Here is a 16,995-nt window from a genome sequence, read left to right as displayed (position 1 = left end):
ACTTATCGTCCCAATTGAAATTACTAGTGTGCAACGTCCAAAAGATCTATTACATAGGAATCAAATAAAAATATAAGGTTTGGAACGGATGGCTTCAACGTACGCCGACGACTGGCTCATCGAGGTACTTGCTAATAACCGACGGCGGATAATCATACGCAGAATCAACGAGCGAACTGAAGACGAAATACCGCTCAACGCGGTAGTAGAAGATATTATCGAAGCGGAGAAGAGTCAGGGCAAGGACCAAGTCTCTCGGAACAGCGTGCGCGTCTCATTACGACAAAATCATATACCGAAACTCGTCAAGAACGACGTGATCACATACGTCGAGGACGACGACGTGATCAGTGGCGCCGAGCGATACGATACGGTGATCGATACGTTATCTTACATAGAGAGATCGGTCGGCAACGAAAAGCAGCCCGGCGACCGGTCGCACGATAGCCGGTCACCTGCAGAATTCTCTTACACCGCTCGAACTACTACCGAAGAGACGGATACCAGTCCCCTCGAGACGCAATCAACTGTTCGCCTCTCCAACGTCGTCCCGGACCTCACCGTGGATGTGTCACTGATGGTGGGTATAGTACTCCTCGAGGCAGTTACCATATTTATTCTCGTTGTATATATTATCGCATTCTAATATATCTAAAAGTGAACTCGAGACAGTGATTGAGTTGCTGTAATGACCGTTATACTCGAATTTTACATATGTACATCTGTAACACCAAATGGGTGATTTGGATGAGATCCGGTTCAGGACGGTCCGTCTTTTGGCACGGTGTCTGAGCGAAGATACGTTCCCATCACGGATTCCATCAGGAGGTATCAAACAGTCCACTCACCGTATCTGATATGCGAAAACGGAATCAAATCACAGGATATTCTCGTTTGATCAACACAATAGAGGTTGTCGCCGGTTTTTGGAAGTGGCAACAGCCATCTGGAGTGGAGAGACGCTAGCGGATGTGTAGTTCAGTCGAAAAGAACAGTTGCATCGCTGAGAGCGTAATTAGGCGTGAGTCCACGCGACACGCTTCTGCTGGGAGTGAGGAAATCGTGGTCAGCAGGCCCAGAGTTCGAGTCCCTTGCATACCCATCACTAGGTAGAGGCGGCGTTCACTTCGCCGCTATCTTTTTCGAAACTAGTCCTGCATATCCGGATACCAAGCCGACCAACGAGAGAAAACGATTTGCATCTCCCGGTTCACTACTAGTTTGATGATCCGAAGTCCAGATTACAAAAGCGATGGCTACAGACGATTGCCTCGAAACTACTGTCTCGATCAGCGGCAGACGACCGTTAAAACAGGACGATGAAAGGATCGAAATCGACTGCCCATGAACCGTTGGTCCGCAGCGATACCGAGAGAAACCCGAATCCCAGCTCAACCCGAAATTGCACACGTTACCATGCGGTCCATCGCAGAAACTACACAGATGACTAGCGATCTCGAGTCGTTCCTCGCAACTCACGCTGATCTCGAGCAAACCTCGACGAGCGGAGAGTTGACGATTGACTGGACGGCATTGTATCGCTTTGACGCTGACCTCGCCGCTGCAGTCACGACGGATCCGCTCACCGTCCATGACGAAATCGTCGCTGCACTCACGACATGCGATACGATCGACGGAATCCATCCTCGGGCGATCGACGTCACTTTCCGAGGCGTTCCCAGCAGTAACGATATGTGATACGGTTCGTTCCGAGTACAGCATCGAGAGAAACAGGAGAACGAATCGATCGCGTATACTGAGACGAGCGACGAGCTTTTCGAACGATACTGCCTTCCCTAACGATCACGATACCCACAACAGCCATAAGTCGTTTTGGTATGAGAGATAATAACTGAATTTATTGCAACAGACAGTGAATACCACATCGGCGAGGCCGGGAACCTGCCGTGGCGTTCGGCACGACCCACCCTCGCTAGGGACGTCTCTAAAACCGCAATCCACTTCCCCCGGATGGCGGTCCCGCCGGTCATCGACCGGCATTTCATTTCTCCAACAAATCGACTGCGACTCCCCGAACACCGCCTGGGAGGTGCCTTCTGGAGTGGGTTAGTATACTCGAGAGATCCGTCCACCATTGCCAATTTCGTACAATGATACTACTGTCCGCGTTCCTGAGAAAGAACGGTCACTTCCAACAGAGTTATTTCGATACGTGATAATCGTCCGATCGGCGAGGTTGAATGAGTCGCTGCTCTTGAGAGATTCGATGACGCCGAAACCGGTTACCTCGCCACGGACGGTAGAAATCCCTCAGTTGGCACACCACCACGTCTACCCCCAGAGGATGGCGACTCCGCCAGGTAGTATACCTGGGATTCTCACTACCTCTTTCTATCGATCGGTTCGTAACAAATATTGGTTTTCACCGCTGCTCTCCTCAGTGTATGCCCTACCGCAGTGAAAACCGTGAGTTAGCCATAACGGATATTGCACCAGCTTAAAAATAGCCTGCGATGCTCAGAAAAATACTCATCGGCTGGGGGCTTCTCGTGGGAATGGTAATTTACACATTCATTATTGGATTGATACAGATCTGCAAGTATGTTCGGAGACATACTCGGTCAATACTTGCGTAGGAATAGTGCGAAGAAATAACTGTCTATGTTAGCCGAAAACTGCCGTATGAGCGGATAAAATGAATACGTAAACGAAATCAAGAATTGCTCGCCGACCGGAACCAGAACCACGTTTCAAAGGGAAATGCACTGGATCGGTTCAATAGAAATCTCCAAGCCACCGCATCCGCTGCTGAGACGATCTTAGTTACAAGACGCAGAAGAAACAAGCTAGATACTGATAATCGAAATTATATTAGTTAGTATGCGTGTTTCATATGATATTGGGCGATGAGTAATAACGGAGTTGTGGTTCAACGTACCCATTTATTGTTATATGACAGTACGACCCTCGGTCGGTGTTGCTCGATTATTACAGTCGTATGCTTGTAACATTATTCAGTCAATGAACGAATGAGGGAACAGTTCCGCCGCAGTGATGGTGAAATATATTGTTAGTGACTCTTGATGGCTTGGAATCACAGCGATTGCGGATCTACGACAAGATACGTACAACTGATCTGGCAGACTCTTCAAATTGGCTCCGCCGATGGTCCCTAGGCGCGTCGAACGTGTCTCTGTTCCCGTACGGTCGCTGAGGAGTACCGTGGGACCACAGCCGCTTCTCGTACCGACTCAGACGGAAATAGGGGTTATTAATCCTCGGGTCAAACCGATCGACCGGAAACGATCGGAACTCGAAATATCGTTGGTTCTGGATAGGATTGTGTGAAAGAGCGGTGCAACTGAATAGACGAACCGCCCGAAATCGACGAGTGACGGAACTCGTGCTGCGATTTCCGCACCGCCGCTTAGGATGACTGGCACGACGCTTCGGAGCGCGAGGAAGGCAGTGCTCCGAACTGAGACGCTACAAGACAGGTCTACTCGTCAGCATTGAGGACGAGAACGATGCGTTCGTCTCGACTCGGTGGCGCAAAGGAAGCTACGATGAACTTCGTCCGGATCACACCGTCGCCGAGACGATCGACAACGACTGTGAATTTTGAGCGAACCGACTGCGGTACGTGTTCCTGTCTCGAACATCGTAGCCGTCGACACCCGGTACGATCGATTCGGATCGACGACGGCGGTTATCCTCGGCGTATCGCTGCTCGTAACCATCGATCGTACGGTTTCGCCGCGTTTCACAACAATTAGGCACCTTCCCTCCTAACCGAGGACTATGAAACAACTGTTCATCGACGCGGCCCGGGGCGAACCAACCGACCGCCCGCCGGTGTGGATGATGCGCCAGGCAGGGCGGTATCTCCCCGAGTACCGGGAGCTCCGGGAGGACTACTCGTTTCTCGAGGCGATTTCGACGCCCGAGGTCGCCGCCGAAATTTCGCTGCAGCCCTGGGAACGATTTCGGCCCGACGGCGTCGTCATGTACTCGGATATTCTCACGGTCCTCGAACCGCTCGGATTCTCCTATCACCTCGAGTCTGGCGTCGGCCCGGTCGTCGAGAATCCGGTCGAATCGCCGGCCGACACCGAGCGCGAGCGCGGCGACGTCCGCGAGGAACTCGACTACGTCGGCGCCCTCCTCGAGCGCCTGACGGCGGAACTCGGCGAGCAGGCCGCGGTGCTCGGCTTCGCGGGTGGACCCTTCACGCTCGGCGCGTACGTCTGCGAGGGCGTCTCGTCGCGATCGTTCATGGAGATCCGTCGGCTTCGCGCGGAACACCCCGAAGCATTCGAGCGACTGCTCCGGGCGTTTACCGACGTCCTCGTGGAGTACGTCACCTACCAAGAGGAGTCCGGCGCGGATGCGATCCAGCTGTTCGACACCTACGCCGGGCTGCTCTCGCCGTCGGACTACCGAGAGTTTCTCCTGCCGCTTCACCGGGAAATCCTCGAGGCCGTCGACGTCCCGACGATCGTGTTCGTCCGGAACGTGAGCGGCAACCTCGAGCTGTTAGCCGAGAGCGGGGCCGACGTGGTCGCACTCGACTGGACGGTCGATATCGGGGAGGCTCGCAAGGAACTCGCGGACGAGGGCGTCGCAATCCAGGGGAACCTCGATCCGGCGCTACTGTACGGAGAGCCGGACACCGTCCGAGAGCGCACGCGGAACGTCATCGCCGAAGCCGGCGACGGCGGTCACATTCTCAACCTCGGCCACGGCGTCGATCGGAACACGCCGGTCGAGAACGTCGAGGCGTTCTTCGAGGCGGCGAAAAACGCGGACGACGCGTAACGCGGGTCCGTCTCGAGATACGAGTTCAAACCGGGATCCTGAGTTGCCGAAACGCCTTCCAGCTTACTGCGGCTGGAGGCCGGCGTTCATGCAGTACGTCCCGGGCTCGTCGCGACACTGGCACTGCCGGAGGTTGTAGTACGACGGCTCGAAGCCCGACAGGAACGGCTCGACCAGATCGGAGAGCAGTTCCGGGAAGCGCAGATCGTCGTGGGGAACCGGCACCCGGTGGAGGTCGAGGCCGACCTCCTCGGCGTCCTCGCGGAGGTCGATGTCGAGTTCGACGAGCGTCTCGGACTGCTCGTGCATGAAGCTCATCGGTTCGACGACGACGCGGTCGGCCTCGTCGTTGCGCCCGATCTCCTCGACGACCTCCTCGGTCTCCGGTTCGGTCCAGGAGATGTCGCGGTTCTCGTGGTTCTGGTAGCCGATCTCGTAGTCGTCGATGCCGATCATCCGCGCGAGCGCCTCGGCGTGTTCCTCGACGTACTGGTCGTACCGGCTGCCCTCCTCGAGGTACTTCGTCGGCGTGCCGTGCGCGGAGAAGACGAACGCGGTGTCGGAATCGGTCAGATCGACCCCTTCGTCGTCGGCGAACTCCGCGATCGAGTCGGCCCTGATGCGGTTGTAGGCCGGCGACCGGTGCCAGCCGGTGAGCGAGGCGACATCCGGGTCGTAGCCCTCGATCTCGTCGATCGCCGACTCGAGCGAATTGATCGACGAAACCGTCGTCGAGGGGCCACACAGCGGGTAGATCGGTACGGCAACGACCGAGTCGACCCCGTCGTCGGCTAATTCTTCGGCGACGTCGGGGATCAGCGGCTCCATGAACTGCATTGCGCGGTAGACTTCGACGTCGTCATCGTGGCCGCGGTCGGCGAGTTCGGCCGCGAGGGCCTCGGCCTGTGCGTCCGCTTGCTCCTGCAGCGGCGAGCCGCCGATCTCCTCGTACTCTTCCATCAGACCGGGCAAGCGTCGCTGGGCCAATTCCCGTGAGCGTTCCCACGCAGCCTCCTCGGAGTCGGCCTCCTCGAGGGAAGCGTTGTCGTAGAAGATCCGCGTGAGGTAGTCGAGCACCACGTCCCGATCCGGCGTCGACGGTTCTCCGAAGTTCAACAGGACTATCCCTGTCTGCATAGGCGATCGTTAGGACGCGACCGGTATAGATACTTCGAATTTGGCAGTAGAGGACAGTGTTGCCGGCAGAATTCGGCGTCGTTACGGTGTGTTACGGCGGCTGAGCGAGCCCGGCTCTAGTCGGCCTTGTCGGCGAGTTCGCCGGCGAGTCGTTTGCCGTTTCGGAGACGACCCAGGATTCCCGGCCGGCCGACGTAGTTCGAACAGAGGTGGATCCCCGATGGTGGCTCGAGATCCTCCATCACGGTCCACGACCGATCGTACGCGGGCATCCCCGGATTCCAGCGGTGGACGTGAATCGGCGTTGCCGATGCGCCGGTGATCCGCTCGAACGCCTGTGCCGCGACCGATCCCAGCTCCTCGTCGGTGCTGTCAGGCATCTCGGGATAGCGGCCCGGGTCGACGTAACAGGTGAACACGCCGTCCCGATCGAGGAAGCTCGCGTTCCACGTCAGGCCGCTGATCGGAACGTCCTCCGTCGTTGGCACCAGCGATCCGATACCGTCGCCATCGAAATCCGACTCGAGGAAGACGACACCGATAGGATTGTAGTTGAACCGCCGCAGCGTCTCCGAAAGCTCCGAATCCACCGGTTCGAGCAGGTCTGCGGCCGTCTCTGAAGGCGTCGTGACGACGACGTCGTCGACGATCTCGCTGCCGTCGTCCGTCACGAGTTCAAACCCGTCGTCGCGGTCCCGGATCTCCGTGACGGGAGTCTCGAGCGAGATCGAATCGGCGTGTTCCTCGTATAGTCGCGTCGGGAGTTCGCCGAGGCCGGCGTCGAATGTACAGATCGGCGGCGTTTCCCGTCCAGAGAAAAGGCGTCGAATAATCCACAGGAGGATACTGCCGTCAATACCGGCGTTCTCGATCGCCCGAGCGAGCGAGTACTCCACCAGCATGTCCTGTGGATCCGTCCCGTACAGCCCGCTGTACAGCGGGCCGAAGTAGCGCCGGGCGGCCTGCCGTCCGAACTTTCGGACGAGGAATTCATCAACCGTCTCGCCGGGACGGGCCGAGTCGGTGAGCGGTTCCTTGAGGATTCGAAGTTTGCCTAAGGGACTCAGCAGATCAGTTGTGAGTGCCTCTTGGACCGAGAGTGGAACGACGCGGAGCTTTCCGTCGTAGTAGATGTACAGCGGTTGATCGTCATCACCCTTGCGAAGCTGGTCACGGAGGCCGAGTTCGTCGACCAGCGATTCGATACCGGGGGTGAGTCGAAGCCGCTGAGGTCCCAGTTCAACGACCCGGCCGTCGATGTGGCGGCTCCGCATAACCCCCCCTGGCTCGTCCCTCGCTTCGAACGCGGCAACATCCACGTTTCGGTCCGCAAGTGCATGGACGACCGTCAAGCCAGACATACCGGCCCCGATGACTCCGACTTTCATCCCTGATCACCGACCGACCGGCTTCGATCCGTTCCAGTGCGGAAACCAGCGACGCGACCTCGTACACACATTCGTTTGCGTAGCATTGCCAATTCGACGGTATAACGGTTCCGTTGTCGGGAATGACTCTTGAGACCGATCCTCGTGCTCTACTCGAGTCGGAATCGTACTCGTCTATAGTTTTCGAGTTGCTATATCTAGCTTCAATACTTGTTGTTCCTCGGATTGATCTATATATCTATCGTTATTCTTACTTTTACTCTAGTCAGGTACTAGTTAGATTGGAAGACAGGTACCCTGGCGGCACAAGCCACCGGAGCGATATGAAATTGGATTCAATAGCGAAGTAGAATTATTCTGCGGCGATTTCAAATTCAGTGCCAGAATTACGTCGCTGACTTCGACTCACTTACCAAACGACACAGTATATACCTACTATTCTATATTTATAATACTCCGTTACATCATAAGTCTTAGATGGTGTTTATTATGATACAAGTGACCCAAAGTGGATATCCACATTTAGCCATTCATCTGACATTCTCGTGATGCCTGTCGGTTGTGTTCGAGAGGGGGCCTGAAACGAGACGGCACATTCGAAAGGACGATGGTAACCAGCGAGCTGTGATAGATCCTAATCTGTTCGATTCGTTGTCAGAGGACTACGCTTCGGTCACCTGATCGCGGTACTCCTCGAGCGCGAGGTCTATCTCCGACGCCTGGGTTCGAATCTCGTCGGCATCAACAGTGAGGACCTCGCCGTCCTCAAGGAGTATCTCACCGTCGACCATCGTGAAGACTACGTCGTCCCCGTGGGCGCCGAAGACGAGATGCGAGAGCGGATCGTGGAGCGGCGTCGCCCGAGTTAGATCGGTGTCCAGACCGATGATGTCGGCACGCCACCCTTCTCGGAGCGCGCCGAGGCGGTCGAAGCCAGCGGCTTTCGCGCCGTTTACCGTTGCCATCTCGAATAGCGTCTCGGCCGACGCGGCGACCGGATCCAGTTCGTCGACCTTCTGCAGGAGGCTCCCCTGTCGCATCTCGGTGAACGGATCGAGCGTGTTGTTACACGGCGGACCGTCGTTGCCGATGGCGACGTTGATGCCGCGCTCGAGGTAGTCGGTGATGGGTGCGATCCCGCTTGCGAGTTTCATGTTCGAAGACGGGCAGTACGTAACGTGGGTTCCCGTCTCAGCGAGTAGTTCACGTTCGCTCTCGGATGTCCAGACGCAGTGAGCGAGGACGACATCGTCGCCAGTAAGTCCGACCTCGTCGAGCCAATGGATGTTCCGCATCCCGGTGTCTTCCTCGACAGTTTCGATCTCATCGCGGTTTTCGCTAGCGTGGGTGTGAATGCGGACACCCTCGTAGGAATCGGCGAGGTCCCGAGCACCGCGCAGACACGCCTCGCTGCAGGAAACGGCGAATCGTGGCGTCACTGCGTACCGAATACGATCGTCGAATGCCCCATGATACTGCTCGATAAGCCGTTTGCTCTCGGCCAGCCCCTCGTCGGTATCCTCGAGTAGCCCCGTCGGCGAGCGCTGGTCCATCAGTACCTTGCCGAGCACGCCGCGAATCCCGATCTCGCCGGCCGCTTCGAAGGCACGATCGGCGTGATTGACCGAGAGGTGATCGATACACGTCGTCGTCCCGCTCTCGATCATCTCGAGATAGCCCAGTTTCGCCGCGATTTCCATCTCCTCAGACGAGAGCGACGCTTCCATCGGGAGGACGTACTGGAACAGCCACTCGAGTAGTTCCGAGTCGTCGGCGATACCGCGGCCGAGACTCTGGACGGAATGAAGGTGGCCGCCGACCAGCCCTGGTGCGAGTATATCGTACGTTCGCTCCTCGCGATCCGGATAGCGGTCGCGGAGGTCGTCGCGTCGTCCGACGGCTTCGATCTGTGATCCGTCGACGACGACTGCACCGTCGTCGAGGATCGTCGTCGAATCAGCGATAACCGTTCCGGAGAGTAGCATCCCACGCAAGTATCTAGTACAGGACCAAAACGGTTCTGATTGGACGAATCGAATTGTCGGTGCATTCGGAACGAGTAGTACCGGGAAACAAGTCTCACTCACTGGAATCGTCTGAAAGAACCCTGACAGACGGTCCCGATCACGATTGATTCTGCATTAACTATGCTTACGATTGTTCACTGTGATTCATATACCATGTCTGTTTGTCACCCTAAGTCTTTAATAGATAAACACGCTCCTTGAGAACAGACGAAGATCCGTATGAATCAAATCGATCTTACAAGTCGTCAGCGGAAGACCCTCATGACGCTCATCAACGAATTCCAGGGGGCAGATTCGCCAGTCACGGCCAAACAGCTCGCGACCACACTCGACCGAGACGCCGGCACGCTTCGCAATCAAATGCAGGCGCTTACATCGCTCGGTCTTGTCGAAGGGATTCCCGGACCGAAGGGCGGATACAAGCCAACCGCCAGCGCGTACAAGGCCCTCGACCGTGATCAACTCGACGATGCCGAGACAGTCGTTCTCGCGCGAAACTTCGACCGCATCGATGCCACCGTCGACGAAATCGAGTTCACGAACGTCCACCATCCGGAGTCGTGTCGCGCTCGCGTTCGCTTTCAGCAGTCGCTTCGGGATCTCTCAGAGGGCGACGAGATTGTCATCGGGCCGACGCCTGTCTCAAGTCTCGTACTCGCTGGCGTCGTCGTCGCTGTCGACGACTCGATGAACAAGGTAATCATCGACATCGCAAAACTCGAGGCGCCGTTGCGAGACGACGATTGATGTCCTCTCTGAACAGCAGTCGCTGACTCGATTAGCAAAGCCGCGACGATTGAAGTTCTCACACCGGTTTCGATTTCGTGAAACAGTGCCCAATACCGGACGGAGAATGCGATAGCTCGGATAAGACGAGAGACGAACGGCAGTGGGCGGCGGCAACAGTAGACAGGGGGCGACGGGATCGAGACGAACCGGAGAAAACCTTCGCAGAGTGATAGTAGGGTTCGTGGGGCGACGGGAAAGGAACATAAGATCGTAATTGTGGGTAGGGATAGAGGCGAGGGTGTTACAGCAACTACGCGGGTACAGCGGCATAACACCTGCGTACTCATCAATGAAATCGCTGACTCGCTTTCAGACGAAGACTTCGGTGTCTTCCACGGTCCAGAGTTCACCTCGATTCGTGAAAATGGACAACTCACGCCGAACTCCACCGTCTGGCTCTGTTGAAATCCTCAGAGAGTTATATGTTCGCCGTGTAATTTCACGAGATGAAGGCCCTCCCGAAGTCGCAGATTCTCCGTTTTACTGAGAAGGCGATCCATCTGGCACGCCGAGCCGTCTCTCGATACTCTTCGAAGTTCTCTAAACACCGCTATACACTCCCGCAGCACGTTGTTCTGCTATGTCTCAAAGTTCGGAAGAACACGACCTATCGTGGTTTGCTTGACGAATTGATCGAGATGCCACGTATCCGTCGTGTTCTCGGGCTAGCCGAGCTTCCTACGCCATCAACGCTTTGTAAGGCATTCAACCGGCTTGATATGGCTGTATGGCGTGTTATATTGACTCTCTCAGCGACGCTACTTCCGACGAGCGGAGTTGTTGGTGTTGATGCGTCGGGATTCGACCGTAGTCACGCTTCGAAACACTACACGAAACGCGCCGAACTCACGATTCAGCAGTTCAAGGTGACGTTGCTGGTCGATGCGAAAGTAAATACGATTCTCGATTTACACGTGACGACGACTCGAAAACATGATAGCCAGATTGCTCCGTCGTTGATCAAGCGCAACCCCGAAGATATTGACATTCTGCTCGGTGACAAGGGCTACGACGACCAGAAAATCAGGCGACTTGCTCGGCAACACGAGGTTCGGCCACTGATTAAGCATCGTGAGTTCACGTCACTCCACCGAGCATGGAACGCACGCTTAAACGCTGATCTCTACGGGCAACGGAGTCAATCTGAGACAGTCAACTCGACGCTCAAACGAAAGTACGGTGCGTTCGTCCGATCACGACGCTGGTGGAAACAGTTCCGTGAACTCACCATCGTCTGTCTCGTTCATAATCTCGACCGGTCGCTCTGAGCGGTCTATACATTATATTAGCCACAGGAGGTCATATCTTGTTGTATCTGAAGGAGAAGGGTTCAACAGAGCTAAATAAACGCTACCGAAGAAATGTGTAGATAGATGGGAAAGAGTAGTCAAATAGAGGGTAGCAAAACAATACCCGAAATGCTCAGAGAGTCCCGCGATTTCGTTTTTGCGTGTATTCTGAACTCTGCACTTATTCTTGGAGTGGTTGTATTTGAGTGGAGTCTCGTTGAAATCGCTGTCATCTATCTCATCGAGATAGCGATCATCAACCTCCTGTTCTTTTCTGTCGCGTTGTTCACGCCACAGTCCGTGGATGATCTCGATGGGGATTCTTGGGATGAAGAGCCCACTCCAATTCAACCGATTGCTCTAATACCGCCGGTATACTGGCGGAATATCAAATACGTTTTGCGAAAGGCGATTATCTCAGCTTTCATTCTTGCAATAATCATGAGACCTGTCGTTCCCGGTTATGATTTGGATTCAGGACTTTCCCTCTCAGTTGGGCTCGCAATTGCTGGCACTGTTTTCTTTCAGCTAGCGCGCGTCTGGCGCTATTTCATCGTCAACCGGTCATATCAAGACAAATCACCGGCAGACGCGTTAGCCTTCGCGTTCAGACCCGTCTTTGAGTTGTTTCTGATGTTGGTCTTTGTGGTTGCTCCCGTCAGCTTTGTGATTATCGGGACGGGTACCGATCTGGATTCACGGGCCGTGTGGTTGCTCTATTTAGTTCCGATGGGGGCGATCAGGGCGTGGATGGGGAGTTTAGACCCTCAGACAGACGATTTTAGTGTCAAATAAGGTAGACATAAGTGTAACTCTCTGAGTATTCTAACAGAGCCGGACAGTTCCATTTTTCCGCCCCCGAGAATACCATCAACCATTAAGATGTGTCAGGGAACAGGAGTGAGTTGTGGAAAAGCATCCGAAACCACAACGAGGGACGAACGGGGGGTAATCTGGCACCGAGTGGGGGCATACTTTATCGACTCAATACTCATGGCGCTAATCTGGGTTGTCGTTATACTCGCCGGGACGCCCCTCGGCGACATCGGGTTCCTCGTGCTGGCGTTCGCGGGACTGGTCGCAACATTGGTTTACGGGTTTCTACTTGAGGGACTGTACGGCTACACGCCGGGAAAATATCTGCTTGGACTGGTCGTTATCAAGTCCGACGGCTCAAACTGTACAATCGGGGCGTCAGTCCTACGGAACCTGTTGTGGATCGTTGACGCATTCCCGACGTTGAACCTCGTCGCAATGGTGTTGATACTGCTTACGGATGATAACCAACGAGTCGGCGACCTCATTGCAGACACAGTCGTCGTCAAGCAGCAGTGATTTGAGCGGATCCTTTCTGCTCGATCAAATACCTATCGTACACACTGCGTCGCCTGTACGTAGCGAATACTCACCGACGAGTTCACTAACTCCCGCTCATTTCATTAGTCTAGAATGGTTCTTAACTCGAATATTGTTCAGCTACTCTCTTGATTGGTCAGTGCAGGGGACTCACGAACCGCTCAGTACTGAGCAATCTATGCTTCGTATTGAACGAACCAAGCCAGAAGATATCATCTTCTGAGAATTTCAACAGAGCCCACCGTCTCGAAACAGTACCTCAACGGGAAGAAGACAGTCATCCTCGCGTACAACGAGGACATCAACGAGATTGCCATCATTCCTCTCAAAAAGGACTACGACCACACGAACGTCTACTCGCTCCACTGGAGGACATAGGGGCACAATCTCCGCGAGGGGGTTCCTCAAAGACAACCGCACAAGACCGAACAGACGATTCAGTACTTGCCAGAATGGAATGAGGACATCGGAAGCGAACAGGATTCTGGCAGACCCATGATCGACCTTGACCAAGACGGAAAGTCGCGCCAGTTTCACACGATGAAGCAGACGAGGAAGCTGACGGAGACGAAACCTGAACATAACCGTTCAACAGTAGACGCAGTTCCATCATCCTCTACTCAAACGGCGTTCTCACCAACTACTGCGAAATTCCGCAGAACACTATCTTTCCGATCGAGCCGTATCGTCAGGTGCCGATAGCCACCGGGCAGTAAGTACCACAGCCCCGATCAGCTTCTCGCCTAACCCGAATAGCCGGACCCCTCCTATCGCGGCATCTTCGCAGAACTCTTGCAGAATCTTCGCGTATCTTTCGCAGAACCCTCGCGATGTACTGTACTTGCTAACACAAATCGGCCACACGAGGGGACGCTAAATCGCAGCACGATCTCTGCCGTGAGGAGAGGACTGAACCCTCGTTAGACCTTGGTCAGTTCTTGAATTGTGCCATCTATACCATTTCATATCAGGTTTTTTACTCTATATAGAGTGTGCGAAATCTCTAATTACAAGACGGCAGTGGATTTAGCGGTGTACGCACTTAGGCCACTAAATACGGGGCGTCCCCTAATTCTGGCCTCCTCTAATTACATAGAAAGAGCGGGGACCACAGATCTCCAAAACAGCGTAATTACAAGAAGGCGTTCGATTCGAACCCGCCTCTAATTATAACACTAATCACAAGATGGCGACGCGATTTGACCAGTTTGTTATTACCGCTATATCCTGTTGCCAGCAGGAGCCGTTGAGCGGCTAATTACAAGACTGGAGTACGATAGCTGTAATCTGTAATGACACCTGTAATTACCATATGGTAGTATGATTTGGAGGGTCTGTAATTACACTCAGACCACCAGCCCAGAACACTCTTAATTACCAGACGGGAGTCGAATAGCACGCACCCCTATTAACTTATATTTTTCAATCTATACATTATCTAATCACCGTACGGCGGCACGATTCGGGGTACCTGTAATTAGATTCAGGGTCGAAAATCAGGCTCATACGTTCAGGCACAGCACGGTATTCCTCTATAGGACCTATACAGGAATATATTCCTGTCTAATACGACCAGCCGAATTCACACAATTAGGGTTCAGGGCGAATGAAGTTTCAGTGGGTAGTCGCGTGGCGGACGATCGAGGCGGAGCTGAGGGGTAGGCGAGGAGAGAGGGATCAGAGAGGAAGCAGATAGAGAGGAGAATACCAGATTGTTAATAATTGAGGGACCCTGGAGGAGCGCACGAGTGATGGACCGAGATCGACTCGAGGCAAGGGAGACTGGAGACGCCGGCGACGAAGTGCGTCTGGACGAGTAGCAGCAGAGGGAGACGGCTGGTGAAACGGGAGAGAGAAGAGACATCGCAGTGAGAGACGGAGGTGTCTGGTTAACGCTCGAGTAACGAAGGAGGTTGGCCGGCAAACGAGTAGCAACGTGGTGGGGGCCAACTGGACTCGGCGAGGACACGAGACTGCTGCGGTCGCGCGAGCGGCGGCGAGTGGGGATCTGGCGAGTACGTAGCGAGGAGAGGATTACATCGTCGCGGCGAACGGCTAAGATAAACCAATGGAAGCGTTCAACGTCGGGGGGTCCGTCAAGGTCGACGACCACTCACGATCGAACGACACTGAGGCCCGGTTCGTAACGTATCCACGAGTTGATCGGTTCGACTTCCCGATCAACGAATTGCTCAATACACCTAGTCGTATCTCCTTACAATAGAACTCCCGATTTCAGAAATCGCGATTTCTGTCTTGGGTTCGTAAGAACGACCTCAAACGAGTTGACTCGCAAGGAGAAGGGACCTAACAACTACGAAAAGCAACACCAGGAAGTGGGAAGATCAACCGGCACATCCGTTGAGGATGCCGACGACACAGAAACCGTGGTAGACGGCGGACCCTCGGATCTCCCTAAAGTGAAGAATCGTTAGTGTCTCCCGAAGCGAACAACCAGTCGTGTGGAGGCGGATGGCGAACACCCTGACAGGCGTTGCCGTCCGCTCACGCTCCCAAGATTCTTCTAAATCCGTCGCGTAAGGCCCGCTGAGCAGGTCTGCGAGATGCATGTTCAAACCAACTACACGACATGCTCGCTCTTGAAACTGCGCTAACTAGACGATGCCACCATTTGTACTGTCTAGTTTAGCACCTCCGCTGGCTTCTATACGTTGAGTGACTAGTGCGGTCGCTGTGTGTTATAATAATGTACGGGCTATACAAGTCATCCCCTGACGCTAGCTCAACTGCCCACCCAGGAGTTGTGGAAGCGGTCAACTTGCATTTTGAAGGTTTGAAACCACGTTTCAATCAGGTTTCGATCAACGTAGTCGACCTGACCGCGTAACCCTAATCGAGCGAGGGCAGTCAGATACCCATAGTCATTGGCGAGAAACACGGTAACGGAGAGATCCTGTTTCTCGGTCAATTGATGCAGGAACGCAGCGGCTGGGTCAGGCCTCGTTGTCCGAACATTGCGATATCGAGAATTAGTCTAGAGTCTACGTTTATTGCATTGTATACCCAAGACTAGTCCCCGTTAATCATGATAGTGGTCTGATTAATGGCGACCCGTGACGGCTTCGCCATCAGCGGGTTTAGAAATCTATTAGCCAACTGATGTAAATAGTGACAGATTGTTTGACGAGAGTGTTCTACGCCGATCAAGCGAAGAATCGCTTGTGACCCTCGGAGGAACAATCGGTCGCGTGGAGGGTGACGGCGAACACCCTGACGGGCGTCGCCGTCCGTCACGCTCCCAAGGTACCTCTAAATCTGTCGCGTAAGACTCGCTGAGCAGGTCTGCAAACCACATGTCCAAACCAATTCCCCGACCTGCTTGCTTCTCAAACTACGCTAACTAGAAAGTGTCAGTTCCAGCATCACGAACATTATTAGTACACTTCTCATATCTTGACCCATGACTCAAGATGCCAATGCACCGCCTCTACAAACGACCGCTACTTCAATTGAGATGCTCAAAGCGTTAGAAGAACGCGATGGTGCTCGGATAAGCGAACTTGCCGATGCTACAGATATCTCTAAGAGTACCGTTCATGGCCACCTCAAAACACTTCGCCAGAAGCAATTCGTTAGGAAAGAAGGCGACATCTACTATCCAGGACCGGAACTACTCCGACTTGGCAACTATGTCCGTACCTCTAGATCCAGCTATGTGCTAGCACGAGAATACACAGAGCAACTATTTGACCGGGTGAACTATCGATCGATCTTCGTCGCTGAGATGAGTGGTCGTGGCGTATTCATCCACACAGCGGCCGGCGATCGATCGGAGTGGAAACACGAACAGCTCGGAAACCAACTATATCTACACAATACTGCGGTTGGCAAAGCGATCCTTGCGGAGATGCCGAACAGGAGGGTTGAAAATATTCTGGAGAAATGGGGGATGCCTAGCGAAACTGAGAATACGATTACAGATAGAGAGGAACTATACGAGGGACTTGAAGAAGTCCGGGAACAAGGGTACGCGATTAACCGTGGCGAGAACATTGAGGGTCTCTATGCCATCGGTGTTGCTGCGAACGATGTTTCTGGAGAAGTTGTCGGTGCATTCAGTGTTTCCGGCCCTAGACGGATTGTTACTGATGAGGAGTATGTTCAAAACATTGTTGATGAACTAACGAAACTCGTTGAGGAGTACGAGTTGGAACTGGCCCTCTCTTGAAAAATTCTATTCCGAATTTTGTCCAGATCTTCTTGTCTGTT

11 protein-coding genes and 2 pseudogenes are annotated in these 16,995 nt (G+C 54.1%); 8 read left to right on the top strand and 5 right to left on the bottom strand.

The genetic code is table 11. The annotated features are described in order from the left end of the window. Positions 1–88 precede the first annotated feature (88 nt). The 3 genes from HALXA_RS17855 to hemE all read left to right on the top strand — a co-directional run bounded on the left by HALXA_RS17855 (position 89) and on the right by hemE (position 4,779). Positions 89–646 carry a DUF7344 domain-containing protein gene (locus HALXA_RS17855; protein WP_013875652.1) on the top strand — a complete coding sequence of 186 codons (558 nt, stop codon included), beginning with the start codon at positions 89–91 and terminating at the stop codon, positions 644–646. A gap of 797 nt (positions 647–1,443) precedes the next feature. Further along, a complete protein-coding gene (locus HALXA_RS22250) occupies positions 1,444–1,698 on the top strand; it encodes a hypothetical protein (protein WP_171814694.1) in 255 nt (84 codons plus the stop codon). Between the two features lie 2,064 nt (positions 1,699–3,762). Beyond that, positions 3,763–4,779 (top strand): uroporphyrinogen decarboxylase, encoded by a 1,017-nt coding sequence (hemE, locus tag HALXA_RS17845; RefSeq protein WP_013875650.1) that lies wholly within the window; start codon positions 3,763–3,765, stop codon positions 4,777–4,779. Between the two features lie 63 nt (positions 4,780–4,842). Here hemE and hemH read toward each other — a convergent pair whose 3' ends face one another. The 3 genes from hemH to HALXA_RS17830 form a co-directional block, all read right to left on the bottom strand. Then, positions 4,843–5,916, bottom strand: a complete 1,074-nt coding sequence (hemH, locus tag HALXA_RS17840; protein ID WP_013875649.1) for a ferrochelatase — start codon at positions 5,914–5,916, stop codon at positions 4,843–4,845. A 116-nt stretch (positions 5,917–6,032) separates the two neighbouring features. After that, entirely contained in the window at positions 6,033–7,304 is a 1,272-nt protein-coding gene (gene hemG / locus HALXA_RS17835; protein ID WP_013875648.1) for a protoporphyrinogen oxidase, read from the bottom strand. 662 nt (positions 7,305–7,966) lie between these two features. Further along, positions 7,967–9,289, bottom strand: a complete 1,323-nt coding sequence (locus tag HALXA_RS17830; RefSeq protein WP_013875647.1) for a 5'-deoxyadenosine deaminase — start codon at positions 9,287–9,289, stop codon at positions 7,967–7,969. Between the two features lie 261 nt (positions 9,290–9,550). On the opposite strand from HALXA_RS17830, the gene HALXA_RS17825 reads away from it, so the two are divergent. The 4 genes from HALXA_RS17825 (at position 9,551) to HALXA_RS17815 (ending at position 12,744) form a co-directional block, all read left to right on the top strand. Continuing rightward, entirely contained in the window at positions 9,551–10,078 is a 528-nt protein-coding gene (locus HALXA_RS17825) for an HTH domain-containing protein (RefSeq protein WP_013875646.1), read from the top strand. Positions 10,079–10,566: 488 nt separating this feature from the next. Next, positions 10,567–11,388: an IS5-like element ISHxa2 family transposase gene (locus HALXA_RS21140; protein ID WP_013875645.1), complete on the top strand. Its 822-nt coding sequence runs from the start codon at positions 10,567–10,569 to the stop codon at positions 11,386–11,388. Positions 11,389–11,493: 105 nt separating this feature from the next. Further along, the gene (locus HALXA_RS17820) at positions 11,494–12,204 is read left to right on the top strand and encodes a hypothetical protein (RefSeq protein ID WP_013875644.1); all 711 of its coding nucleotides are present in this window, start codon (positions 11,494–11,496) and stop codon (positions 12,202–12,204) included. An 87-nt stretch (positions 12,205–12,291) separates the two neighbouring features. Further along, positions 12,292–12,744, top strand: a complete 453-nt coding sequence (locus HALXA_RS17815) for an RDD family protein (RefSeq protein WP_049895501.1) — start codon at positions 12,292–12,294, stop codon at positions 12,742–12,744. Between the two features lie 2,444 nt (positions 12,745–15,188). Here HALXA_RS17815 and HALXA_RS21135 read toward each other — a convergent pair. Beyond that, a pseudogene (locus HALXA_RS21135) lies at positions 15,189–15,335 on the bottom strand (IS6 family transposase); the annotation flags it as partial. Between the two features lie 110 nt (positions 15,336–15,445). Next, positions 15,446–16,081 (bottom strand): annotated as a pseudogene (locus tag HALXA_RS21130) (IS6 family transposase). Positions 16,082–16,186: 105 nt separating this feature from the next. Here HALXA_RS21130 and HALXA_RS17810 point away from each other — a divergent pair. Continuing rightward, a complete protein-coding gene (locus HALXA_RS17810; RefSeq protein WP_013875641.1) occupies positions 16,187–16,954 on the top strand; it encodes an IclR family transcriptional regulator in 768 nt (255 codons plus the stop codon). Positions 16,955–16,995: the final 41 nt, after the last annotated feature.

The sequence above is a fragment of the Halopiger xanaduensis SH-6 genome (genome assembly GCF_000217715.1).
In the GTDB taxonomy this organism is placed as follows: domain Archaea; phylum Halobacteriota; class Halobacteria; order Halobacteriales; family Natrialbaceae; genus Halopiger; species Halopiger xanaduensis.
Note: the sequence above shows the minus strand (reverse complement) of the source record. Positions and strands in the feature narration are given on the sequence as shown.